This is a genomic window from Nocardia transvalensis (assembly GCF_015477765.1).
GTDB classification, from domain to species: domain Bacteria; phylum Actinomycetota; class Actinomycetes; order Mycobacteriales; family Mycobacteriaceae; genus Nocardia; species Nocardia transvalensis_A.
In genome coordinates this window covers 249268-271080 of sequence record NZ_JADLQQ010000010.1, presented here as the reverse complement: position 1 = coordinate 271080, position 21813 = coordinate 249268, and the positions used below count along the sequence as shown (strand labels likewise).

General features: G+C 65.1%; 32 protein-coding genes and 2 tRNA genes. 30 read left to right on the top strand and 4 right to left on the bottom strand.

Annotated features, from left to right (window positions below):
- The first annotated feature begins 70 nt into the window (after window positions 1-70).
- The 6 genes from IU452_RS28635 to IU452_RS28610 all read left to right on the top strand — a co-directional run bounded on the left by IU452_RS28635 (window position 71) and on the right by IU452_RS28610 (window position 4205).
- Window positions 71-580, top strand: a complete 510-nt coding sequence (locus IU452_RS28635; RefSeq protein ID WP_228818895.1) for a L,D-transpeptidase — start codon at window positions 71-73, stop codon at window positions 578-580.
- 206 nt (window positions 581-786) lie between these two features.
- A complete protein-coding gene (locus IU452_RS28630; protein WP_195112297.1) occupies window positions 787-1575 on the top strand; it encodes an acyl-[acyl-carrier-protein] thioesterase in 789 nt (262 codons plus the stop codon).
- 89 nt (window positions 1576-1664) lie between these two features.
- A tRNA-Pro gene (locus IU452_RS28625) sits at window positions 1665-1741 on the top strand.
- Window positions 1742-2166: 425 nt separating this feature from the next.
- Complete coding sequence (locus tag IU452_RS39310; RefSeq protein ID WP_324192869.1) at window positions 2167-2391, top strand: helix-turn-helix domain-containing protein; 225 nt, start codon at window positions 2167-2169, stop codon at window positions 2389-2391.
- Window positions 2392-2434: 43 nt separating this feature from the next.
- Window positions 2435-3754, top strand: coding sequence for a tyrosine-type recombinase/integrase (locus IU452_RS28615; protein WP_195112296.1), 1320 nt, complete (start codon window positions 2435-2437; stop codon window positions 3752-3754).
- A gap of 118 nt (window positions 3755-3872) precedes the next feature.
- Window positions 3873-4205: a histone-like nucleoid-structuring protein Lsr2 gene (locus IU452_RS28610; protein ID WP_195112295.1), complete on the top strand. Its 333-nt coding sequence runs from the start codon at window positions 3873-3875 to the stop codon at window positions 4203-4205.
- A gap of 99 nt (window positions 4206-4304) precedes the next feature.
- On the opposite strand, the gene IU452_RS28605 is transcribed toward IU452_RS28610, so the two are convergent.
- The gene (locus IU452_RS28605) at window positions 4305-5372 is read right to left on the bottom strand and encodes a GAF domain-containing protein (protein ID WP_195112294.1); all 1068 of its coding nucleotides are present in this window, start codon (window positions 5370-5372) and stop codon (window positions 4305-4307) included.
- Window positions 5373-5532: 160 nt separating this feature from the next.
- On the opposite strand from IU452_RS28605, the gene IU452_RS28600 reads away from it, so the two are divergent.
- A tRNA-Ala gene (locus IU452_RS28600) sits at window positions 5533-5644 on the top strand.
- Between the two features lie 56 nt (window positions 5645-5700).
- On the opposite strand, the gene IU452_RS28595 is transcribed toward IU452_RS28600, so the two are convergent.
- Complete coding sequence (locus IU452_RS28595) at window positions 5701-6945, bottom strand: tyrosine-type recombinase/integrase (protein WP_195112293.1); 1245 nt, start codon at window positions 6943-6945, stop codon at window positions 5701-5703.
- 272 nt (window positions 6946-7217) lie between these two features.
- Between IU452_RS28595 and IU452_RS28590 the strand changes: the two genes are divergently transcribed.
- The 23 genes from IU452_RS28590 to IU452_RS28480 all read left to right on the top strand — a co-directional run bounded on the left by IU452_RS28590 (window position 7218) and on the right by IU452_RS28480 (window position 19345).
- A complete protein-coding gene (locus IU452_RS28590; RefSeq protein ID WP_228818894.1) occupies window positions 7218-7403 on the top strand; it encodes a DNA-binding protein in 186 nt (61 codons plus the stop codon).
- Between the two features lie 113 nt (window positions 7404-7516).
- A complete protein-coding gene (locus tag IU452_RS28585) occupies window positions 7517-7729 on the top strand; it encodes a type II toxin-antitoxin system HicA family toxin (RefSeq protein WP_195112292.1) in 213 nt (70 codons plus the stop codon).
- 85 nt (window positions 7730-7814) lie between these two features.
- Window positions 7815-8270 carry a helix-turn-helix domain-containing protein gene (locus IU452_RS28580; RefSeq protein WP_195112291.1) on the top strand — a complete coding sequence of 152 codons (456 nt, stop codon included), beginning with the start codon at window positions 7815-7817 and terminating at the stop codon, window positions 8268-8270.
- Between the two features lie 97 nt (window positions 8271-8367).
- Window positions 8368-8586, top strand: a complete 219-nt coding sequence (locus IU452_RS28575; protein WP_195112290.1) for a hypothetical protein — start codon at window positions 8368-8370, stop codon at window positions 8584-8586.
- A 91-nt stretch (window positions 8587-8677) separates the two neighbouring features.
- Complete coding sequence (locus IU452_RS28570; RefSeq protein WP_195112289.1) at window positions 8678-9049, top strand: hypothetical protein; 372 nt, start codon at window positions 8678-8680, stop codon at window positions 9047-9049.
- 103 nt (window positions 9050-9152) lie between these two features.
- Window positions 9153-9371, top strand: coding sequence for a transcriptional regulator (locus IU452_RS28565; protein ID WP_195112288.1), 219 nt, complete (start codon window positions 9153-9155; stop codon window positions 9369-9371).
- A gap of 129 nt (window positions 9372-9500) precedes the next feature.
- Entirely contained in the window at window positions 9501-9893 is a 393-nt protein-coding gene (locus tag IU452_RS28560) for a hypothetical protein (RefSeq protein ID WP_195112287.1), read from the top strand.
- Window positions 9894-9954: 61 nt separating this feature from the next.
- A complete protein-coding gene (locus IU452_RS28555; RefSeq protein ID WP_195112286.1) occupies window positions 9955-10266 on the top strand; it encodes a hypothetical protein in 312 nt (103 codons plus the stop codon).
- A gap of 114 nt (window positions 10267-10380) precedes the next feature.
- Window positions 10381-10647: a hypothetical protein gene (locus tag IU452_RS28550; protein ID WP_195112285.1), complete on the top strand. Its 267-nt coding sequence runs from the start codon at window positions 10381-10383 to the stop codon at window positions 10645-10647.
- 168 nt (window positions 10648-10815) lie between these two features.
- Window positions 10816-11121, top strand: coding sequence for a hypothetical protein (locus IU452_RS28545; RefSeq protein ID WP_195112284.1), 306 nt, complete (start codon window positions 10816-10818; stop codon window positions 11119-11121).
- The gene (locus tag IU452_RS28540) at window positions 11109-11363 is read left to right on the top strand and encodes a hypothetical protein (RefSeq protein ID WP_195112283.1); all 255 of its coding nucleotides are present in this window, start codon (window positions 11109-11111) and stop codon (window positions 11361-11363) included. Before IU452_RS28545 ends, IU452_RS28540 begins: the two co-directional genes overlap by 13 nt.
- On the top strand, window positions 11360-12499 hold the full coding sequence (locus IU452_RS28535) for a metallophosphoesterase family protein (RefSeq protein WP_195112282.1): 1140 nt from the start codon (window positions 11360-11362) through the stop codon (window positions 12497-12499). The genes IU452_RS28540 and IU452_RS28535 overlap by 4 nt, the downstream gene beginning before the upstream one ends.
- A 159-nt stretch (window positions 12500-12658) precedes the next feature.
- A complete protein-coding gene (locus IU452_RS28530; protein ID WP_195112281.1) occupies window positions 12659-13078 on the top strand; it encodes a hypothetical protein in 420 nt (139 codons plus the stop codon).
- A gap of 41 nt (window positions 13079-13119) precedes the next feature.
- A complete protein-coding gene (locus tag IU452_RS28525; RefSeq protein WP_195112280.1) occupies window positions 13120-13392 on the top strand; it encodes a hypothetical protein in 273 nt (90 codons plus the stop codon).
- 82 nt (window positions 13393-13474) lie between these two features.
- Window positions 13475-13645: a hypothetical protein gene (locus tag IU452_RS28520; protein ID WP_195112279.1), complete on the top strand. Its 171-nt coding sequence runs from the start codon at window positions 13475-13477 to the stop codon at window positions 13643-13645.
- Window positions 13646-13986: 341 nt separating this feature from the next.
- Window positions 13987-15576, top strand: a complete 1590-nt coding sequence (locus tag IU452_RS28515; RefSeq protein ID WP_195112278.1) for a TROVE domain-containing protein — start codon at window positions 13987-13989, stop codon at window positions 15574-15576.
- Window positions 15577-15657: 81 nt separating this feature from the next.
- A complete protein-coding gene (locus IU452_RS28510) occupies window positions 15658-17286 on the top strand; it encodes a UvrD-helicase domain-containing protein (protein ID WP_195112277.1) in 1629 nt (542 codons plus the stop codon).
- Window positions 17283-17561: a hypothetical protein gene (locus IU452_RS28505; protein WP_195112276.1), complete on the top strand. Its 279-nt coding sequence runs from the start codon at window positions 17283-17285 to the stop codon at window positions 17559-17561. The genes IU452_RS28510 and IU452_RS28505 overlap by 4 nt, the downstream gene beginning before the upstream one ends.
- 29 nt (window positions 17562-17590) lie before the next feature.
- Window positions 17591-17746, top strand: coding sequence for a hypothetical protein (locus tag IU452_RS28500; protein WP_195112275.1), 156 nt, complete (start codon window positions 17591-17593; stop codon window positions 17744-17746).
- Window positions 17743-18087 carry a hypothetical protein gene (locus IU452_RS28495; protein WP_195112274.1) on the top strand — a complete coding sequence of 115 codons (345 nt, stop codon included), beginning with the start codon at window positions 17743-17745 and terminating at the stop codon, window positions 18085-18087. Before IU452_RS28500 ends, IU452_RS28495 begins: the two co-directional genes overlap by 4 nt.
- Window positions 18084-18413, top strand: coding sequence for a hypothetical protein (locus IU452_RS28490; RefSeq protein ID WP_195112273.1), 330 nt, complete (start codon window positions 18084-18086; stop codon window positions 18411-18413). Before IU452_RS28495 ends, IU452_RS28490 begins: the two co-directional genes overlap by 4 nt.
- 210 nt (window positions 18414-18623) lie before the next feature.
- Entirely contained in the window at window positions 18624-19019 is a 396-nt protein-coding gene (locus IU452_RS28485; RefSeq protein WP_195112272.1) for a DUF6197 family protein, read from the top strand.
- 179 nt (window positions 19020-19198) lie between these two features.
- A complete protein-coding gene (locus tag IU452_RS28480; protein WP_195112271.1) occupies window positions 19199-19345 on the top strand; it encodes a hypothetical protein in 147 nt (48 codons plus the stop codon).
- A 369-nt stretch (window positions 19346-19714) separates the two neighbouring features.
- Here the strand turns inward: IU452_RS28480 and IU452_RS28475 are convergent, their stop codons facing one another.
- Both IU452_RS28475 and IU452_RS28470 read right to left on the bottom strand, forming a co-directional pair.
- On the bottom strand, window positions 19715-20074 hold the full coding sequence (locus IU452_RS28475) for a hypothetical protein (protein WP_195112270.1): 360 nt from the start codon (window positions 20072-20074) through the stop codon (window positions 19715-19717).
- Entirely contained in the window at window positions 20067-21665 is a 1599-nt protein-coding gene (locus tag IU452_RS28470; protein WP_195112269.1) for an ATP-binding protein, read from the bottom strand. Before IU452_RS28470 ends, IU452_RS28475 begins: the two co-directional genes overlap by 8 nt.
- Window positions 21666-21813: the final 148 nt, after the last annotated feature.

The window sequence follows — 21813 nt, the reverse complement described above, 5'->3', positions numbered from 1 at the left end:
CGATTCGTGCCGAAGAAGCGGACCTCGCGCCGGCTGGATCCGGGGCCGAGTCCGGGATTGAGAGGTTTGGATGAGCAGCATGCGATTACTCGGCCGCACGGCCCGTAGTGCGGTGTTGATCGGTATGGCAGCGGCCGGAGTGGCGGTGGCCGCACCCGCGCAGGCCGCACCGCTGTGGCCCGGCGGACCGGATATCCCCGGAGTTCCTCCCTTGATCGCACCCGCGGAGGTGGTGGCGCCGTGCTCGGCGGCGGCACGCGTCTGCATGCAGTTGTCGACCAACGAGGCGTGGTTGATGGACCGCGGCCGCGTCGTCTACGGCCCCACGCCGATCTCACACGGGCGGCCCGGCTTCGAAACCCCGCCGGGCGTCTTCCAGGCGGCGTTCAAGAAGCCGTATCACTGGAGCACCATGCACAATGCGGAAATGCGGTGGGCGGTCTTCTTCAACGGCGATATCGCCACCCATATCGGGCCCATCGAAGAACAGTCGCACGGGTGCATCCGGATGACTCCCGAAGGGGCGAAGGCGCTCTACGACCACGTCGAGACCGGCGACCGGTTCGAAGTCGTGCCCTGATCCGCCCCCACCGCACGGCGCTCGCGATGTCCGGGTCGTCGCGGGCGGCGAATCGTGCGGCGAGGGTTGGCGATTCAATCCTGCACTCCGCCGGAGCCTGCATTAGTCTCTGCACCGATCACCGCGGCCCGCTATCGCCGCGGTGCGATGACGACGTGCCCTGCCCGTCGATCCGTCCTATCGCAGATCCCCGGAGGTTATGTCTGATGACGCCCCTTGCCGGCCCGCCGATTCCGGCCGTCGCCGACCCGATCGTCCGACCCCTGGCTCCCGTCCCGGCGACGGGTCACATCTTCGACGTCGAACGGCGACTCGGCACCGCCGACATGGACGAACATCAGTATCTGCGCATCGACGGCATCGCCCGGCACCTGCAGGAGGCCGGGGTCGACCACCTCGTGCACGCCGGCGCCATGGACAGCCATCCGCATTGGATCGTGCGGCGCACCGTCATCGACGTGCTGCGCCCGGTCGAATGGCCCGCTCAGCTGCGCGTGCGCCGCTGGTGTTCGGGACTGTCCTCGCGCTGGCTGGCCATGCGGGTGCGGATCGACGCCGACAACGGCGGCCTCATCGAGACCGAGGGCTTCTGGATCCACATGAACAAGGACACCATGAGCCCTTCCCGCCTGGCCGACCAGTTCTTCGCACTGATGGCCACCACGGCCACCGACCAGCGCCTGCGCTGGAAACAGTGGCTCACCGACCCGTTGCCGACAACCCCCGCCACCCCGTTCCCATTGCGCCGCACCGACATCGACCACTTCCAACACGTCACCAACACCGCCTACTGGCACGCCGTCCACGAGCACGCGGCCACCGCCCCCGACCTCACCGCGGGCCCCCACCGCTACGTCCTCGAATACAACAAGCCCATCCGCTTCGGCGAACCCCTCACCCTCCACACCACCCGCACCCCCGACACCCTCACCCTCTGGTTCACCGTAGACACCGACATCCGAGCCCTGGCCCACCTCCGCCCCCTGACCCCCTAACCCGACACGAAACCCCTCCACCCTGCCGATTTGGCCCCAACCGGGGGTCCTGAGGTAATCTCTTCGAGCACCCGCGAAAGCGGGCGCAACGGGCTGTGGCGCAGCTTGGTAGCGCACCTGACTGGGGGTCAGGTGGTCGCAGGTTCAAATCCTGTCAGCCCGACCAGGTCAGAGGGGGTTTTCCCCCTCTGCTGGTCACGTTTTGTGAAATGTGGACCACGGACGAGAGCCCGGGTCTGACGGGTCCTTCAGGTAGGACGGTCCCAATCGGGTATGCCGGGCGATCGGCTCGACGAACTCTGCCTTCTTCTCTCCGTGCACTGGCGGTGCTGGCGCGCCTGTGCGGCGCGGGTCGATTCCCTCAGGGCATACCGGGCGGTTGCGGGCACGCTGGAATCGCGGTTACCGTGGGGGAGCGCCCGCTCGGTCGGGCATTCCCAGTAACCGCGACGGCGGAGCCGGATGACGCCGCAGTCGGCGAACAACAATCAAGTTCAGCCGCAGCGGATTTCGCACACATCCTCCCGTCCACATGGGCAGGCTCCTGTCGGCTCCCTTGGTGCGGTGGGTGTTCCGGACGGGAGGTCCGTCGTGCAACAGCCGGACAGCGCACGCCAGTTACTCGATCAACGCATGTACACCACCGGCGAGGTAGCGAAAATCCTCGGCGTCGACCCGTCGACGGTTCGGCGGTGGCGACGATCCACGCCGACGCGGGGACCGGGCTTCATTCGCTTGTCCGACCGTGTCGCGCTGTACCCGGAAAGCGACCTCGAGGCGTACCTGCAGGCGCGACGCGTGGTCCCCGTGGCCTGATCGCCACCACCATCTCGGTGCTTGCGGTTGTCCGGGAGGCGCGATGACCACGGCGCTCGAAATCCCGGTCGGGCTCAAGGTGAGCTTCGACATCGAGGAGATCCCACGGTGCCGATCGGGGAGACCTTTTCGTGCCCGCGCACGGTGGACCAACCCGCAGACGAAGAACCGGGACTCGAAGTCGGTCACGTTCGAGACGCGGGAACTGGCCAATGATTGGGTCGAGCGGCTGCGCAGACTTGCCGAGCGCGGAATCGACCCGGGCCGGGCAAATCTGAACCTGCTCGAATACGCGGAACTCATCCCGCTGGGTTCGGAGAAGTCCAACCTCGACCTCGCTCTACGCGGGCTCGAGGACAAGACCCGCGACCCGTATATGTGTGGCTGGCGCAAGCGGGTCGTCCCCACGCTGGGACACGTCCCGATCACGTCGATCACCTACGGAATGATCGACCGAGCCGTCGTGGAGTGGATCGAAGAGCCGGGCGGCCGCAGCAAATCGACGATCAAGAACACGATCGCCGTCCTGGTTCGGGTGATGGAGCAAGCCAAGCGGGACGGAGTGCGCGATGACAATCCGGCCCGTATCCGTGGTTGGCAGGAGCTGTATAAAGAGATCGAGGACGAGCTGAAAGACCCACGGGCGCTGGCTATCCCGGATTGGGCCTCGCTGGTCATCCTGTGCGACGCGTTGGTGGCGGCATCAGCGGACAACTATCGCACCTGGGGCGATGTCGTCATGTTCGCCGCGTGCACCGCCGCACGAATCGGGGAGGTATCGGGCTGCAGGCTCCGAGATATCGACACCGACGAGTGGATCTGGACTGTCCGTCGTCAGACCACCAGCGCACCGGGTGGCTACATCGATAAGGGCACGAAAGGAAACCGAGCACGTCGAATCCCGATCATCGAGGAGATCCGTCCGATGATTTCGGCGCGCATCGCGGCTTGTCGCGGAAACTCGGACGCCCGTCTGTTCATCGGTCCTCGCGGTGGACGGATCGCAACGGGCGTCCTTCGTCGCGCCACCGATTGGGACAAGGTCGTCCGAAATCTCGGCTACACCCACTTGGTGCGTCACACGTTGCGCCACACTGGCCTGACCTGGTTCGCCGATTCCGGTGTGCCGCTGCATCGGCTGCAGCAGATCGCGGGCCACGCCGATTCCCGGGTGACAGAGCTGTACATCCGGGTGGATACAACTCAACTCAGGAAGGATGGGGACCGCATTTCGAAGTACCTCAGGGCTTCTCCTCCCCGTGAGGCTATCGAAGTGGCGGCCGATCCCGCTCGCGAGGCGACCCCGGCCACGTCGGTCTCGTCGCGTCTGCTACTGACATCGGCAGACGGATTGGGATTTTGAGCGGTTGTGGGGTGTGTCGACGTCCTGGTGTCGACACACCCCACAGCGTGAAGTCCCGGGCAACAGTTGTTGGCTAGTATGCCTATTCGGCCTGCCGTACCGACCGAAGGGGATTCCCATGGCGCGCAAAGTCGTTGTCGAACTCGTCGACGACTTCGACGGCGTATCACCGGCCGAGGAGACGGTGTCGTTTGCGCTCGACGGTATCGAATACGAGATCGACCTCTCGGTGCTCAACGCGGGCAAACTTCGCGAAACCTTCGACCCATGGACCAAGCACGGTCGCAAGGTAAGCCGCGGCCCACGGCCCAGGACCTCGACCCGTCAGGCGCCCAAGTCGGATAAGACGGCCGTGATTCGGGCCTGGGCTCGCAAGAACGGCTTCCGTGTCTCGGCTCGTGGACGAGTCCAGGCCACTGTCGTTGCGGCGTACGAGAAGGCCATCGCTTAACTCTTTGCGCGATCCGTGCGGTCGGCACCCGGGTGCCGCAGTGGAGGCATCGGTGCTGGAGCATCGTGGACTCGTAACTGAACACGCCCCGGATACGCTCTACCCGTGCCGCAACGCGATGTCGATCAGGGCTTGGGGCCGCTGGCCGTGGCAGATCAGTGTCCACTGTGCCCGGACGGTGAGCCACTCTTCGTGAGCGAATCTGATCCGGAGTAGGCTCGTGGTTCTGGGATTTCGGTCCAAGAGTTGTCGACGAGACATTGCTATAGCCGACCCGTCATCCGGGTGTATTCGGGGTGGTTGGTGACGCTGCGAGGCGACGTTGTGACTGGGGGCGATCCACTCATGGATGAGTGAAGACTTCAGATCCACGATCCCGAACGCATGGCCGGGCAGGAGGGGGAGGGTTCGAAGAGCTGCAGAGATGTAGTCGGGCGCGGGAGCCGAGTCGACTTCGGGCAGGTTCGAGACGATGGCTCGTACGGTGGATTTGTCCGGAGCCGGCTTCGCGGCTATGTACAGATGCTGACGGGTGCTCGAGGGGAATTGTGTTGTGGCCGTGCCGACCCAGCTATCGGTCGGGTCGTCGGGATCGAACAGCGAGAGGAAGCCTTCCCGATCATCCCAGCGATCGAAGCAAGACATCAGCCTGGGAAGTGGGGTGGAGCGAGGATCCTCGGCCGGCCCCAGTTCGAGCTGTCGGCTCAGTTCGGAGGATAGGGCCGCTGTGCCGGTTCGACGGTTCCACTCGGCAGCTGCGACCGTCGGTAGCGGGAGCCTGTGCGTGTTCGGCGGGCCGGCCCAGAGGCCGACTCCGAAAACAGCGCCCGTGGGCCCGAATGCCGGTATTGCGCGGATCTCGACCGTTGCTCCGGAAGGAAGTCCGATCTCCTCGGACTGCGCGCTCGCGGAAGACGTGCAGCGCTCAATGAGCGGTCGCAGGCGTCGAGCGACCGCGGCGCTGGTGGCGATCGTGACACGGTTGAGGTTGGCAAAGTTTCGGCGATAGCTGCCATCGACAATCACCGCAGGGGGCTCGGTGCCTCGAAGTGTCTCCACTATTACCCAGCGACGGGATGCATGTCTGATCGGCGGCCGGAGTTTGCTATCGATGTGCCGTGGCATCGTGCTCGGCGTCGGCAGCGGCGGTGTGTCCGGCACGGTCATGGGTCGTCTTGGAATCTGGAACCGAAAGACGTTCCGGGCGTGGTGAGTCGTGGGAGGACCGAGTGAGCCACGTCGCCGGGTAGCACTCGGTCGAGCGTTGCGGTTTGATGTGCCGTCATGTTTTCGATGTTCGTCAGCGGATGCCGCGATCTCCACCGAGGGCGCTGTTGGAAAAGTCGAAGGAAACAAATCCAACACCCACTCAACCCGAGTTGGGGTGCTCCTCCACACGGGCAGTGTGGGGGTCAGGGGTTCGAGTCCCCTTAGCTCCACAGAAAAAGCAGGTGGGGCCCGGTAGCTACCGGGCCCCACCTGCTTTCATTTGATCCTACAGCACGCTTTCGGCACGCTTTCGACGACCGAGCTTATTGAGCGCCGCCGTGGAATCCGGCGCGAGTGCTGGGCGATCGACGTAATGGCGTTCGGTGGTTGTGGTGTGGGCGTGACCGGCCTGCAGGCTGGCGTTCACGGGTCCATGTTTTTCGAACACCGTCGTCACATTTTCCTTACGCAGCGTCCGCAGGGTCACCCACTTGAATTTCTCCCCACGCGCGGCCCGCCATGTGCGCCCGAAATTATGGGGATCACGCCAGCCGCCGCGCTGCGATGGAAACAACGGAGTCTCATCGTCGTCGTCCCAGTCGTCGGCACCCATCGCCTTCAGCGTCTGGACGGCAAACTCCGGCAGCAGCACCTCCCGGTAGCCGCTGGCGGACTTGGGCCACTCCTGCCGATACAGCGGCTCGCCGGTGACGCGGACGAGGGTTCCGCAGATCCGGATCCGCCACGGGCCGTCGGTGGATTTGATGACGTCGCAGCGCCGCAACGCCAGCGCTTCGTGTGGGCGGGTACCGGTCGCGAGAATGATGTCACTGATCTGCAGGATCGCCCGGTCGCGCCGGGGGCCGTAGGTGTAGGCCGGTGTACCGGGGATCTCCTCGCCAGCGACCCACTTCTCGAGCTGTGCCTGCAGGGCCTCACGGATCTCGTCGCCGAGTGCCTTCGGCTTGACGCGGCGGCGGCGCACCGTTTTGACCTCGCGCATCGGATTGTGCTCGATCGCTCCGTGACGGACGGCCAGGCCCATCATGTCGGTCAGGATCTGGGCGTGCAGTTCGGCCTTGCGGCGGTGCCCGTTGGCGCGGATTGTCTTGATGTGCATGTCCAGCCGGGGAGCATCGGCTTCCCAGATCCGCAGATTCCCCAGCGCTGTCTTGATCTTGATCGCCTTCGGGTCCGCCCGCTTGTCGTCGGAACGGTTGATCTCTTTGCGGTAGTTGTCGATCGTCTGCGGCAGCATCTTCTCCTCGGCCTCGAGTTCGGCGAGGTACATGTCGGCGAGCACGCACATCTTGGTGTCGCGGGTGATGACGGTGCCGCGGCTTGCGATGCGCTTCTGCAGGGCACGGCGCAGTTTGTCCTTCGCCTTTGCCGCGGTCGTGTCGTAGCGCTGGACGATGCGGGTGACACCATCGAAGTCGCGGTACCGGGTCCAGGCCCGCACACTGCCGTTGGGCTGCTTCTTGGTGTTCAGTGCTCCATAAGTGCCGAGTGAGAGCGGTTGGCGTGGCAACGCATTTCCTTTCGAACCTTTTCCTACTCGGCGGTGATTGTTTCCGGGTGTCGACTTGAACCACTGAATCCGGCGTGTAATTAGCGTGACTCGTGTCGCGCTGCGTAATTCTCGTAATTCTATTTCTCCGCGATGTGCGTAATTCTCGTGATTCTTTTCGTGTGATGGGGATTTCGAACACTGCTGTCGGCGCCGCCTCCTAGCCTGCGATTCGACGGCAGTTTCGAATCGAAGAGGAGGGCCGACTGGTGCCAGAACATGACGATGCTTTCTTGACCCGTGAGGAGCTGGCGGCGCGATGGAAGATCGAGAAGAAGACCCTCGACAACTGGGCCTCGGAGAGGCCGCCGTACGGTCCCCGTTTCCTCAAGCTACGCAAGCACTGCCGATACCCGATCGAGGAGGTGCTGGCGTGGGAACGCCGCCAGCTCGACGGCGATGAGTCCAAGGCCGCCTGACCGGCGGGTCCGTGTGCTTCTGGCTGCCGACATCGGACATGGCCGCGCCGATGTCGGCATCCTTGCCAGTTAACAAGCGTGAAGGCTAGTTTCCCTTGTCAATCAGTAAGGGGGTGATTACAACGAACAAGGACCTACGCAAGATCGTCAGGGAGCTCGCCCGGCAGGGCTTCGACGTGGCCGCCACCAAGCGCGGTCACCTACAGGTGACCAAGAACGGGCAGGTCATCGCCACTATGCCGGGGACTCCCAGCGATCCGAGGGCGTGGCGCAACGCGCTCGCGCCCGTCAAGCGCGCGGGCTTCGCGTGGCCGCCGCGCCGGTGAGCGGCAAGGGTTGGGGGCGTTCCTACCGCCCCCAACCCTTGCCAATCAACAATCATAAGTGTCATCGACTTGGAAGGAGTCAGCGTTGACTGCGCCTGCGGCCGAGTACAACGTCGTCGCCGAACTGGGGTTGCCCGAGCATGATCACGCCGACCTCGTCGCCGAGTTCGCCGACTTCCATCCCGTTGTCGGCCGCTCACTGCTCGGGCGCACGGAGCTCATCTTCACCGTCCACGCCGCCTCGGTCTGGGCGGCAACGCAAGTCGGGCATGCCCTGCTGGCGCGTCGTCACGCCGACGCCATCGTGTCCCTGCAGGTGCTGGCGACTGCCGACTTCGATCGACTCGTCGAGCTGGAGGTCCTGCCACCGCTGATGTCGGTCACCGAAGCCGCCGACCAACTCGGGGTGACGCGTACGCGAGTCCAGCAACTGCTCGACAGCGGCGCACTGGCAGGACGCAAGGCCGGCGCGACATGGGTCATCCTCGCCAGCAGCGTGCGCGCAGCGCGCGACACCGATGACGACGGTTCGGACGGTTGAGGGTGAAGCTCGGATGTGACTGCGCCCCTGTGTGATTGACGGCCCACTGCCGTCGGAGCCGTCGCCAAAGTACATACTCAATATGTACTTTGGTCTGGTGGAAAACAACACGGCACACAATCGCAAGCCCGTCGATGTCATCACGCATGTCGAGTACGAACACAAGCGCACGCACGGCTACGCCGGGCCGGTCTCCGCGATGGCCGACCCCCACAAGATGCGGACGTTGTGGTCGGCGGCTTGGCCCGACTGGGACGGCACGTACTGGCACATGAGCTACGGCCCGGCGCTCGGGCCGGTCAACGTGCGGGCCTGACGAGACGTCAGTGCCGAGCGAAATGTGCATACCCAGTATGTAACAAGCGTCAGTTCGAGGGGCTGCCACCCCACAACACCGAAGGAAACCCATGAAGAAACCCCCTGTCCCCACCATCACCGGTGACGACATCGTCGGCTCCGCCGAGCAGGTGAACACGGTCGTCGTCCTGACCGTGCGCTATGGCGTCAAGCTGCGCCTGAACCTGCGCGTCGACAGCCACATCGGGCAGTCGCAGTTCGCAGTAGACGTCTTCGATCACGTCGGACGTGTCTGGGCCCAGCTGTGGTCCATACCGCCGCACACCTACCGCATCGCACAGGATCAAGGCCCGGTCGCAGCAGTCGACCCCGCGACGAACCTGATCGCCACCCCGTACACCGAAGACGCCGACCTCAAGGCGGTGAGCTGGCAAAAGATCATCACCGCTCTCGTCGACAAGGCGGACGAAATCCTCGGCTGACCCGATGTGCCCGGCGCTGTACCCCTGTGCAGCGCCGGGCGCAGGGTTTCTGCATACTGAGTATGCAGGCCGGGTGTCGGTGTGCTGTCCGGGAGGTGGTGCTGTGACCAAGGGTGAGGCCGAAGAGTGGTCGGCTCAGGAGTGCGCGGACTACCTCGAGGTGAAACTTCGCACCTGGCACTCCTACGTCTATCGGCCAGCGAGGGATAACCCCGCGCCGCAACCGAAGCGGTGGGTCGGGCGTACCCCGGTCTGGGATGCCCATGAGGTGCGGGAGTGGAAGAAGGCGCGGCCCGGGCAAGGCAACCGGCAGCCGCGCTGATCGGCTCGGTCTGCACTCGGCGTTCGAAATCCGTTGCGCCTCAACGATCGACACTTTACATACTGAGTATGTACAGTGGTCACTGTAAGCAAACAGGGGCTGCCACCCCGAAACCCGAAGGAGCACACCGTGAATCAGGATCCGATCGTCGTTCCGATGATGACCGCACCCAAGGCGCAGGCCTGCGACAACTACGGCCACCAGTTCGAAAGCATCGTCGAACTGCGCGGGACCTTCCGTCACCAGGGTCGCCCCTGCCACTTCATGGTCGTCTACCTCGACGAAACCACCGTGTCGCGCAGGGAATTCCGCGGTCCGGTCGTTGCGGGGGAGCACGCCTACCTCGTTCCGCAGCCAGTTGTCATCGCAGCGTGGCCGCAGAATCGCCCGCTTGTCATCGATGTCGCGGACGGTGACGTGATCAGCATCCTGGGCCGGTGCTTCCGCATCCAGGACGACCGCGCGCTGTACGACCCGCGCCTGGTGCGCGTCGAGGACTGGCCGTCGCCATGTACATACTGAGTATGTAAAATGGCGTGTAAGAACAACGGGGCTGCCACCCCGAAAACCGAAGGAGCCCACTATGTCTCGCATTACAATCGCCGAAGACCAGATCGATGCAGCGGTCGACGTGGTACTCGACGTCGCGTCCGACTGCCGTATCCGGCCCTACCTCAACTACTCCGGCCGTGGCATGTTCGGTGCCACCTGCGTCGGGGTGGTCGTCGAACGCTCCGGGCACGCTGGACTGTTCGTGATGGCCTTGGCGGAGGCGCTCGCTGACGCCAACGACACCAGCGCGTTCGAAGAGGCCGCCGAGCTGTTTGCGAACCAGCGAGAAGACGCGATGGGCCTCGACACCATCGTCTACTGGCCCAACCTCACCACCGACTGACCGTGATCGGGGCTGCCGCACACCCGCGGCAGCCCCGCCCCGAACTGCGAGGTTCACCGGGTGCACGCCCGCCTCGTGTCGTCCGGCCCACCACGTCCGAACAGGAGAATCTCCATGACCACCACCGTCAACACCTACGCCACATTCATCGCAGTTGCCCGCACTCAGCCCACGGAGCAGTTGGTGGACATTATCCGTGCTCTCACCGCTCAGCCGGCGACGAGCAGGGGAGCGCGCATGTGCCGTGCCGCCTCCATCACAGCCTTGCGTGAGCGGCACTCCAGCGTCGAGGACGCCTTCACCGCATGTGTCCGCGCGGAGGCCGAGCCCGAAGTGGTGTGGGCGGCAGTGATCGCCGCAGCACCCACAGTCTCGTCCTAGTCAGTAGCGCGACTGTTCGCAGCAGCTTCTCCCCTGCTGCACGGTCTGCCCGGGAACCGTTGCTGCACAGCCGCGGTGGCGCACCTGCGCTCGGTCCGGCGCCGGAACAGCCGCGGGTGTTGGTCACAATCACCGGCGATGCCGCGTGCTGCCTTTACGTTCGCGATCGTGAAGCTGATCTCGATCGAAGGCGCCGGTGATGACACCGTCGTTGTCGTCATTGACGGTGAGCCTGCTGAATACCCCGCCTACGACGGTGCCCGATTCCACCTCATCTCCCGGCGCGGCCGCACTCACGTCGCAGTCACAGTCGATGACGACTCCGGATGCTGGACAATCACTGTCGGCCAGATCAGCGAGGTCCACCCGATTCCGGGCTGGCCGGTCAGGATCGAACAGTCCGCCGACCACGAGTACAGCGCCCGCCTGACGGTCGACGCGCCCGACGACACCGAGGTCGTATGTCTGGCCTGAGCATCGCGGACCACCTCGCCGCCGCCCGCACCACCAGCGCGACACCGTGCGCGGTGGGCCGCTGGATCAGCGAACAACCCGCCCGCGACCGCGACGCCATCAACGCTTGGCTGTCGAGCGGGGGAGTGCGCCGCCGCCTGTACCAAGTCCTCACCGAGGCCGGATTCCCGTACTCGGTCAGCGCGCTCAACGTCCACGCCCGGGAAGATTGCGGCTGCGCACGATCGGCGAGCACAGTATGAGCATCGCCGACCAGCTCGCGGCCGTACCGATCGTCACCGAGCCCGAGCATCGGCCCCGGGTCGTGTTCGATGGCGTCAGCGGCTATGTCCAGACCCCGGCACGCCCCGACGGCCAACCACCTCACGACTGGACCGAAATGCTGCGCGAGGCCGGCCTGGACCCGAACGCCGTTCGCGCCGTGGGGCATCCGCGAGTATCGCGGTGGCAGCGGTACGACGGGCAATGGCTGACCGCCTACCGGTTCCAGCTCGCACCCGCCACCGGCGCCGATCCCGACATCGACAGCCTGCTCGCCGAGATCCGCGACTACACCCCAGGCACACCCGCCGCCACCACCGGCGACGGCGTGTTCGTGTTTCAAGTGTCGGACCTGCAAGTCGGCAAGATCGACGGTGACGGACTCGACGGCACCCTTGGCCGCTTCTTCGCATCGGTCGACCGCGCCACCGCGGAGTTCGACGCCACCCGTGACCGTCACGGTATCGGGGCCGTCCATTTGATCTTCGCCGGGGACTGCCTCGAAAACGGGGCAGTAGTGCAGGACGGGCGGTTGGCTGCCCGCCAATCCCACACTGTCACAGAGCAATTCCGCATCTGGCGACGCACACTGCTGTCGACGATCAAAGTGTTCGCCCCACGCGCCGCCCGCGTGCACGTCAGCGTGGTCGGCGGCAATCACGACGACGCCACCCGCCATCCCGTGCACACACGCGCGGACGACAACTGGGCCACCGAAGGCGCGCACGCCGTACGCGACGCGCTGGCGGAGAACCCGGAGGCGTTCGGGCACATCACGATCCACACCCCGCCACCGGACCGTGGATACATGACAGTGAAGGTCGCCGACAGCATCTTCACCATCGCACACGGCCACCAGTGGCGACGCGGCAAAGCTGCCGAATGGTGGGCCAGCCAGGCGTTCTACGGTCAAAACCCCGCCGCGGCCCACTTCCTGTGCCACGGCCACTGGCACTCGACATCGATCACGCAGGACGGGCCGCGCACCATCGTGTGCTCGCCGACCTACGACGGTGGCTCAGCGTGGTACCACGAGCGGACCGGCGCGGTGTGCAGGCAGGGCGGGCTGGTCTACATCACCCACGCAGCCGAGTTCACCAACCTCACCCTCGTGTAACGAGACCAGGGTTACGCATCGATGCGGCCTGTTGCGTGTGTTCGAGAACCGGCTTGAACTCGGATTTCATCTTGAGAGCGAGATTCTCATGTCTCAATGGTTGCGCGTATCTGCGCGCAACCGAGAGACTGTTGGTAACACCGTGGAAGGAGGTTGGTGGTGCCTACGCCGTGTCAGGCGCACCCCCAGGCGTGGCTGCAACCAGGCGAGGATCCGTTCTGGCACCTGTCGAGCGTGACCCGCTGGGCCGCCGCCCAATGCCGCAATGCTTGCCCCGACCAAATCCCCTGCGCGAAGGCGGCGCTCACCGCGGGCAACCTCGACGGCGACGACACCCCTTACGTCGCTTCCGGAGTCGTCATGGGCGGGGTGATCTGCGACGGCGGCGCCAACACTCGCCGCCAACTCCTCGAGATCGCCGACCCCGCCAGTCTCACCCGGCCTGCGCGCCCACCCAACTGCGTTATCTGCCGCCGCCCCATGACCACCCGCCGCAAACCCTCACTCGGCGAAGTCCGCCACGAATCCAAAGGCCGCTGCGCCAGATGCGTCCGCACCCAGAAACGAGCCTCGGCATGAACTCCACCTTCATGCCACCCCGACCGAATCGGAACCTGCGCATGACACCAGCTTTCCCGCCGCCCGACGACGACGCAGCCCGCGCCGCCGCGCACGCCGCTCACCCTGCTGGCACCCGCCGCGCCCGCCGACTTGAGCATCGCGGACCCCGTCGCCACGAATGCCTCGCCTACCGTAACGCCATCGCACCGCTGACCACCGGCCCCTCGGGGCAGTTGGGGCGTCGCGAATCCTGGAAGATCTACTGCATTCTCCCCGCCGGACACATCGGAGTCCACACCGACGTATCCGGCCGCCGCTGGGAGAACATATGACGACCGCGACAACCCATCCGGCACCCTCTCGCCCGACGGTAGGCACCGGGCGTGACGCGGGCACCGATCACCGGCGGCGGAGGTGAAACGTCTGACGGCAGTGCGTCGTTGGTGGCGCCGCCGCGCACCAGCAGACACCGGACCACTGCCCACCAGGCCCGTGGTCATCGGTGGCGACCCGGTCGAGATCCATCCGTGGGACACCTGGGACCAGGTGCTGCAACGCATCGAGTACCGCGAGAGTTGCGCGTAACCCTGGATGGTCGACACGAGCTCAACGTATTACGCGATGCGTAACTATCGGCTTGCCATGCGCAACCGGTCGTCATAGGTTACTAGGAGAGGACAGCGAAGCGAAGCCAACCGCGGTTACTTCAACTCACCGGAACGAAACACCGCAACCGGCACCACATTCTCGCGGTCCTCACCCACCCTTCACCCCCGAAGCGAAGGGTTGCACGGTTACTTCAATGGCTGAAACACACCGTGCCCCAACCAGATTCTCGGGGCCTTGAAGATCCAGCGGGTCATGCCGTCCCCATGCGGCATGACCCGCTGGCGCGTTCATGGGCCCCGCACTCACCGGAGGAACCCATGGCGAAATTCAACACCGGCACCACCCGCACCGCCGGAATCTCCGCGCTGGCAACGGAATCCAACCCGACCATCACCACTCATGAAGGTGCACCGGGCTATCTGCCGCAGTCGCGTACCGAACTGTTCAAGCTTGCGGTCACCAACTTCGTCGCGGAGAACACCTTCTACGAAACCGCGGCCACGCGTGATGACCGGTTCATCGCCCTGGTGCGCGCCGAAGCCGTCACCCCTGTCGCAGACGACGACTGGCTCAACCGGTTCGCGGCCTGGCTGCGCGGCACCGCTGCGATGCGTTCGGCGAGCCTGATGCTGGCCGCCGAGGCGGCGCACGCCCGGTATGAAGCCGGAATCCATGGCAGCACACGCACACTCGTCGCCTCGGTCCTGCAGCGTGCGGATGAGCCGGGCGAGTTCGTCGGCTACTGGCTGTCCCGGTTCGGCCGCACAATTCCCGTTGCGGTCAAGCGCGGTGTCGCCGACGCCGTCTCGCGTCTCTACACCCAGCGCGCCACGATCCGGTGGGACAGTGCCGCTCGCTCGATCCGTTTCGCCGATGTGATCAGCCTCGTCGCGCCGACGCCAGCCGATGACCGGCAGTCGGCACTGTTTGCCTACTTGCGGGAAGCTCGGCGTACCAACACCATCGAGCCCGGGGCAGCGTTGCGGACGCTCGTCGCCAACAAGGCTTTGCTTGCCCGCGAACCAGAGGAGGTCCTCAGGCTCGCGCGGGCCGGTGAGCTGACTGCTGTGCTCGCTGAGGCGGGCGCTACCTGGGAGCAGGTGCCGCCGCTGGTGCGTGGCCCCATGACGGCGGAGTTGTGGGCGGCCGTCATCCCGACCATGGGTTACAAGGGGCTCATCCGCAACCTGCGCAACTTCGACAACGCCGGGGTACCCGACACCGTCGCTGCTGACGTGATCGCGGTGCTCACCGACCCCACCCGCATCGCCACTGCTGGGATGTTGCCGATGCAGTTCCTGTCGGCCTACCACGCGACCAAGGGGTCGCTGCGCTGGGCGCATCCGATTCAGCAAGCGCTCGAGGCGTCGTTGACCAACCTGCCCGCCCTCACTGGGAGCACCCTCATCCTCATCGACACCTCCGCGTCGATGTACGACACCTTCTCCAAAGACGGCACCCTGCACCGGTGGGACGCAGCAGTCATGTTCGGTCTCGCTTTGGCCCGTCGTTGCACCAAGGCCACCGTGGTCTCCTTCTCCAGCGGATACCCGGTCCCCAGCAGGGTGTTCGAACTCCGGCGCGGTGAAGCACTGCTGACCGCCATCGACCGCTGGCGCGGCGGCTACTTCCTCGGCGGCGGCACCGACACCGCAGGCGCGCTTCGGCAGCACTACCACGGCCACGACAGTGTCGTGATCCTCACCGACGAGCAAGCCACCCACAGCGGTGTCAGCGAAGCCGTCCCCGCGACCGTGCCGCTGCACACGTTCAACCTCGCCGGATACCGGCCCGGCCACGCCCCGGCGGGGAGCGCGCACCGCTACGTCTACGGCGGGCTCACCGACGCCTGCTTCGCCATGATCGCGCGCCTGGAAGCGGGACAGCGCGCCGACTGGCCGTTCTGACCCACTCGCGTCCTTCCTCGACGGGCCTGCCAGCCCGCATCCCGAAAGAACCCGCCCACCATTGTCGAACGGAGACCTTCTGTGAGCACGTTCGCGCCCACACTCGAACAGCGCCACATTCACCAGCTGTTCCGCACCGGTGAGAACATCCGTGTCCGCGCCGGCGCAGGGACCGGCAAGACCACCACCTTGCTGCAGCTGGCCGACATCCTCGCCGCCGCCGACCGCGATGGCCTGTACGTGGCGTTCAACAAAGCCATCGCCGACGAAGCCGGAGCCAAGTTCGGCGGCCACGTCACCGCCTCCACCGCCCACTCGCTGGCCTACCGGGGGATCGCCACCACTCGGCACGCGCCGCTGCTAGAACGCATGCGCCGTGGCACCCGCATCCCGATCCGCGAAACCGGCACCCGGTTGAAAGTCCGCGAGTTCGCCACCAGCAGCGGCGGCGGAGCCGCGTTGACCGCCTACAACGTCACCCGCGCGGCATTGTCGGCGGTCGACCGGTTCTGCCGCAGCGCCGATACCGAACTGTGCGCCGCCCACATCGCTCGCATTCCCGGCCTGGACCACCGGGACGTTCACGCCGAGCTCGTCGCGTTCGTATTACCCTACGCGCAGCGCATCTGGGACGACCTGCGCAACCCGCGCGGCAACGCCGTCGCCTTCGGACATTCCCACTATCTGAAGCTGTGGGCCTTGGAACGCCCGCGCCTGGGAAACGACGGCGGCGCACTGTTTTTGGATGAAGCCCAGGACACTTCTCCCGTGCTGGCAGGCATCATCGCCGACCAGACCCACCTGCAGCGCGTCTACGTCGGCGACGACGCCCAGTCCATCTACGGGTTCACCGGAGCCATCAACGCCATGGCAGGGTTGACCGCCACCGCCGAAGGACGGCTCACCCAGTCATGGCGGTTCGGGCCCGCTGTCGCCGAAGCCGCCAACACGCTGCTGGCGCGTCTCGGCGACGACATGCGCCTGACCGGCAACCCCGGCCGCGACAGCATCGTCGATCGCGCCGTCACCGGTTCGGCGATCCTAGCCCGCACCAACGCCACCGCCATCGAACACGTCATGGCCGCCCAGCGGGCAGGCAAACGCGTGCACCTGATGGGCGAAAACCGTTACGCCGTCCAGTTCTGCGACGACGCGGACGCGCTCAGGAAAGGCGCCAGACCTCGCCTGGCCGATCTGGCTGCCTTCACCAGCTGGGACCAGGTGGTCCAGCACGCCGAAGACTCCGAAGACTCCGCCGACTGGAAAGTGCTCGTCGCCCTGATCGAGAAATACAGCACCGGCGAGGTACGCCGCGCCCTGTCCGGCGTGGTCACCGAAACCGACGCCGACACCATCGTCGCCACCGCCCACAAATCCAAAGGCCGCGAATGGGATTCGGTCGTGCCCGCTGACGACCTCGCCGAAGCCGTTGCCACAGCGCAGGAATCAGTGCGGCAAGCTCGCGCGTGGATCGCCGACGAGGGACGGCTGGGCCTGGACATCAACGGCGACCCGCTGCCCGAGGACGTCAAAACCTGGCGGATCCGCCGCAGCAACGCTGGTCAGACCCCACATCAGGCACTGGACCGCTCACAGCGCCGGTTGCGTGACGAACTGATGCTCGCCTACGTCGCCGTCACCCGCGCCCGCCTGGTCCTCAACCCCGCGGGCCTGCTCGCACTCCCCGCGATGTCGGTGGTGGCCGGGTGAGCGCCGTGCACTTCGCCAACCTCACCCGTGGGCTGCTGTGCCCGCATCTGGTCGGCTACGAGGTGCGCTACACGCGCATCCAGTCCACCAGCTGCGAGCAGAAACGCTGGCACGACGTAATTTTCGGCGCCGGACCCGACCTGCTGATGACGATGGCGCTGGGACGGCTGGCCATCGTGCACGACCAGTCGGAAAGACCCCGCGAAACCCGTGCGATGTGGCAGGGCCTGGTGTTCGTGCGCCGTGCCTGCGAACACCTGTGGGGCTGCCGCTGACACCGATCACCGGACGCGGTGGCGCGTCGATGGGCCAGTACATGGACCACCAGATCCGCACCCTGCCCGAACCAGCCCGCAACCTGATCCGCTACTTCCGCACCTATCACACCGGCACCGTAATCACCGTGCACTCGTGCTGGAGACTGCACCGCACCGACCAGACACCCACGGAGGCACCGTGACCGACGACACCACCAGCCGGGTCTCCGACGACACGCCCACCGTCGCCGAACTGTACCGCTACCGGATGCTCTACAACGCGTTGCTGTTCAACGAGTGGGCGCAAGCCCACCGCTACGACGTGCACAAGTCCCGCCGCCACCACGACGGCCAACCCTGCTTCGGCGGACAGTGGTTCATCGTGGTCGCCCAGCTCCCGGCCGGCCAGATCAGCAACCACTACCCCCTCGAACACTGGGCCAAATTCCGCGTGCCCGAACGCGAGACCGCCGCCGCCTGGGACGGGCACACGCCCCGCCAGGCAGCCGACCGACTGGCCGCACTGCTGGAGCCGGAACAGTGACTACCGAGGTCGATCCAGTAGACGACGTCGACCCGGCAGACGAGGACACCGATCTGCTGGCCGAGGTGAAACGGCGCTTGATGGGCAAAGGCCCCGCACGGTTCGGCAAGGTCGAAACCATCGCCACCACAGCGCATCTGGTCACCCTGGCCATTCGCGACATCGCGCCGCAGGACCTGTACACGGTTCTCGTCACCGTCGCGGGCAAACGGCCCGAACGCCTCGTGCAGGTGATGATGGCCCTCGCCGCCTGGGTCGACCCCGACGAGCCGATCACCGTGCGGCACAACCGCGTCTACCGGATCACCACCTCCCGCGTGGCCTGACCGTAACCAGCGAGTCAACCAACCGGTCGACTCCTGGCCCGGCTACCTCGAACGTGGCCGGTGTGCCGCGTAGCTACCCCGGCACACCGGCCACAGACGGCCTCGAACAACCCTCGCCAGTTTCGCATAGTTGCGCGTAACCTTTGGTGTGCCCGTTGCGGGGCTGCCACCCCGGAAACAGAGTAAATAGCCACTCCCGGAAGGAAACTCATGAGCATCACCGTAGACCAGATCCTCGACCAGGCTGCGCAGCTGATCGACCGCGCTCCCGGACTGGCGAAAGGCACCTTCCGCACCGGTGACGGCGACCAGGTGTGCTACTGCATACTCGGAGCCATCCACGCCGCAGCCTGCGAGGCTTTACCACACATTTCCTATCCCCAGCCAGGCTGGGAGGAGCGGGAAATCGCCCGGCTCCAAGTGGAATCCAATGCGGTGCGCGCCACAGCAGCACAACTCGTCAGCATCGACTACCCCGACACGAAAAACTCGGAGAGCGGTCGGGTTTCGGCATGGAATGACCGCCTCAGCACTACCAAACAGGATGCGGTCGCCATTCTGCGTGCCGCAGCCCTCGCCCGGCGCGGAGACAGGGGATCGAAGTGACCGCCCCATCCGATCCGACGGTGCGGACTGTCGTCTTCGAAGTGTGCTGTCTTCCTGAAACTCACCCTGAGGCACGGTATTTCGCCGTCCGCGTTGAATCACGCGGACAGGACCGGTGGGCGGTCACCGATAGCTTCGGGAACTGTTACGACGCTTCCGGCAAACGCAGCATTGAACCGGTGTCGTCGGTGCGCACCCTGAAGTGGCTGAGGGAGCATCGGTTCGACCTGGATACCGCGATCAAGCTGGCGGGAACCGTCTCGCTGACCCGCACTGTCGACGGTCTCACCGGGGCCGACATTCTGGCTCGCCTCCAGGAGACGTGACATGTTCGCTCTACTGATCTGCCTGTGCGTCCTCGGGTACTTCGGTCTCGCGATCATGGCCCTCAGTCTTCCAAAAGGGATCGAACCGACACGCGGCGAGCCGGGAACGAGAACCGGTACGGCGAAATCCGGATGCCGAGGGTGCAAGAGTCGATCTCGCCAGCCCCATTAACCGGTATCCCTTATAGCTGACCGCGGCCGCCTGGGATCGCTGGTGCGGTGAGTGCTACGCGCCTTGTCGCGCTCGTCCGCAATGGCGCCGACTTCCGCTAGGGCAAGCTGCTCGAACGCTCCTGGACCTCACCCAGCCCGGCATGCTGTCGAATCACCCGGACAGGAGGCCGAGAACTGTTTGTGAGAAACAACCGATTACAGTGGCTTTCCTGCTAGGGTGAGCGCCTCGGCCAGCACTCGTGCAAGTCCTCGGGCGCCGGCGGTGTTCATCTCGCAGTCGCCGGCAAGGCCTGTGTCGATGACGAAATTGATCGGGTCACGCTGCACCACGGCACCGTGCAGACACTCGGCGACGCTCACCATGACGGTGCCGTGATCGGTGTCGGGTATCGGGAAAATGCGCCAGTGCACGCGTATCAGGTCGCCACTGTCAGCGACGTCCTCCCAGCCGTGTCCGGCGGGTCGTTCGCACCAGTGGGGACAGGGCTCTAATCGTGCCGCCACAGCCAGCCTGTTCGGGGCAACAATTCCAGGGTCGATCGGCCGGTCAGTCATGACTGTTGTCTTGACCCTCTAGGTGTTTGACCGCTTGTGCATCGAGTTCTACTCGCGCGGAAGCGCGCAGGAAATCGGTGCCGATCACGCTCATCGCAGGGTCGGAATTGCGGACTGCTGTGCTCAGGCGAATACCTCGATACAGCATGTCGGGATCGCGGTCGGCGGCCGCCCACTCGGCGGCATCGGCTTCGATCCGTTGGCGCCAGGCCAGTGCTGATCGGTTCTCCGTTATCCAACTTTTGAGCTGGTCCCAGTCGAGTACAGCATCGTGGATCAGGTAGGCGCACTTCTGGTCCACGGTAATGAGACGGCCTCGCACGAGCCTGTTCACCAGGTCCATGCCACCGGCGAGTTGTACGGCAACACGCCGCAGCTCACTACACGGTAATCGTCGGCGGACGATGCTGCCATCGCGGTGGACAGTCACCAGGGCGAGGAGGATCTGTCGCGCATCTAGTTGCTGGGCGGCGGTCAAGTTGGCCCACGTCTTTTCGGCCATTCTGCGGACGACCGTATGGACGCCGCCGACACGACGATAGGCGGTGATATCCAGCTTGTTCCCGACGTGTGCGGACCACAGTGACCGCATTGCGGCGGACAGGATAGAAAGGCTGCCCGAATCTCCGTGGGATCGATCGATGCGATACGGGTACTCGTGGACCGAGGAGATCAGCAGTTCGATCACACCAGCTTCGACCGTCACCTCTTGGGTCCGAGGTGGGCCGGAGATTGCTGATACGAGTTCATTGCGGGACATAGGATTCAGCGTGAAACTGTTGTGGCGCAATGCGTGTGCCAGCCACGGATGCTGGGCGCACTCGGTGATGTGATCGGAACGTACCGAGATCAGAATCGAGCCCAGCAAGCTCAGCCGTTGCAGCAGGGTTAGAAACAACTCGCGCGTCGGCTGCGGGAGGCTGTCGCCGAACAACTCCTCGAACTGGTCCACGATCAGTAGCATCCGCCGACCACGGCACCATCGGTGGACTACGTCGCACAGCGTGTCCGTGTCTACGAAGCAATCCGTGTCGCCTGCCGAACCACCAGCGCTGCCGAATATTTGCGTCATTGCATGAACCGGATCCGTACCGGGTATCATGATCGCAGCTGCCCACGGCTCGGCCTGCGTGGTTAACGCGGGGACCAGACCAGCTTGTAATAGCGACGTCTTGCCGACACCAGATGCGCCAGCCAAGACCATGACATTGGCGAGTCGATTCGGTGTCGTCGACATCCGGACCATGTCGAGCAGCGATGCGAGCGCGCGTCGGCGCCCGAAGAAGATGTCTTCATCTTCCTCGGTAAGAGGCCCCTCCGGGTACAACTGTCGTGCCGCGGGTTCGGATCGATTGGACGGTGCATTTCGTGCTGCGGCCCATAGTTCCCGCCACGCACGCAAATTCACTGCCTCCCTGGACGTTCCGGCTCTGTGTTTGGCCTTCGCGATCAGCACCTGCAGCACCGGCCACAACGATTCGAAACGACCAGGAACATTGCGTCCGTTCATCCAGTCGCTGATCCGCTGCGCGGAGGCGACGGCCGACCTGTCTTCCTCGCCTGCTCCCCGAGCACGTTGCTGCGCGAGCATTGCAACATTGCGTAGGGAGGGATCACCCGCAGCCCGATACAGGGCACGCAACCTCCGCGTGAACTCGTGTCGCTCCGAGCCACCGTGGTTGCTTCTATATGCATTGTTAGACGACTCCGACGCCATGTATATCCCCCTGCATTTTCGT

Excerpts from the sequence above, each read along its gene's own strand:
- IU452_RS28635 (WP_228818895.1), top strand. The coding sequence starts at position 71 with ATGAGCAGCATGCGATTACTCGGCCGCACGGCCCGTAGTGCGGTGTTG.
- IU452_RS28630 (WP_195112297.1), top strand. The coding sequence starts at position 787 with ATGACGCCCCTTGCCGGCCCGCCGATTCCGGCCGTCGCCGACCCGATC.
- IU452_RS28615 (WP_195112296.1), top strand. The coding sequence starts at position 2,435 with ATGACCACGGCGCTCGAAATCCCGGTCGGGCTCAAGGTGAGCTTCGAC.
- IU452_RS28610 (WP_195112295.1), top strand. The coding sequence starts at position 3,873 with ATGGCGCGCAAAGTCGTTGTCGAACTCGTCGACGACTTCGACGGCGTA.
- IU452_RS28605 (WP_195112294.1), bottom strand. The coding sequence starts at position 5,372 with ATGACCGTGCCGGACACACCGCCGCTGCCGACGCCGAGCACGATGCCA.
- IU452_RS28570 (WP_195112289.1), top strand. The coding sequence starts at position 8,678 with ATGAAGAAACCCCCTGTCCCCACCATCACCGGTGACGACATCGTCGGC.
- IU452_RS28555 (WP_195112286.1), top strand. The coding sequence starts at position 9,955 with ATGTCTCGCATTACAATCGCCGAAGACCAGATCGATGCAGCGGTCGAC.
- IU452_RS28550 (WP_195112285.1), top strand. The coding sequence starts at position 10,381 with ATGACCACCACCGTCAACACCTACGCCACATTCATCGCAGTTGCCCGC.
- IU452_RS28540 (WP_195112283.1), top strand. The coding sequence starts at position 11,109 with ATGTCTGGCCTGAGCATCGCGGACCACCTCGCCGCCGCCCGCACCACC.
- IU452_RS28535 (WP_195112282.1), top strand. The coding sequence starts at position 11,360 with ATGAGCATCGCCGACCAGCTCGCGGCCGTACCGATCGTCACCGAGCCC.
- IU452_RS28525 (WP_195112280.1), top strand. The coding sequence starts at position 13,120 with ATGACACCAGCTTTCCCGCCGCCCGACGACGACGCAGCCCGCGCCGCC.
- IU452_RS28515 (WP_195112278.1), top strand. The coding sequence starts at position 13,987 with ATGGCGAAATTCAACACCGGCACCACCCGCACCGCCGGAATCTCCGCG.
- IU452_RS28500 (WP_195112275.1), top strand. The coding sequence starts at position 17,591 with ATGGGCCAGTACATGGACCACCAGATCCGCACCCTGCCCGAACCAGCC.
- IU452_RS28485 (WP_195112272.1), top strand. The coding sequence starts at position 18,624 with ATGAGCATCACCGTAGACCAGATCCTCGACCAGGCTGCGCAGCTGATC.
- IU452_RS28475 (WP_195112270.1), bottom strand. The coding sequence starts at position 20,074 with ATGACTGACCGGCCGATCGACCCTGGAATTGTTGCCCCGAACAGGCTG.
- IU452_RS28470 (WP_195112269.1), bottom strand. The coding sequence starts at position 21,665 with ATGCTCGCGCAGCAACGTGCTCGGGGAGCAGGCGAGGAAGACAGGTCG.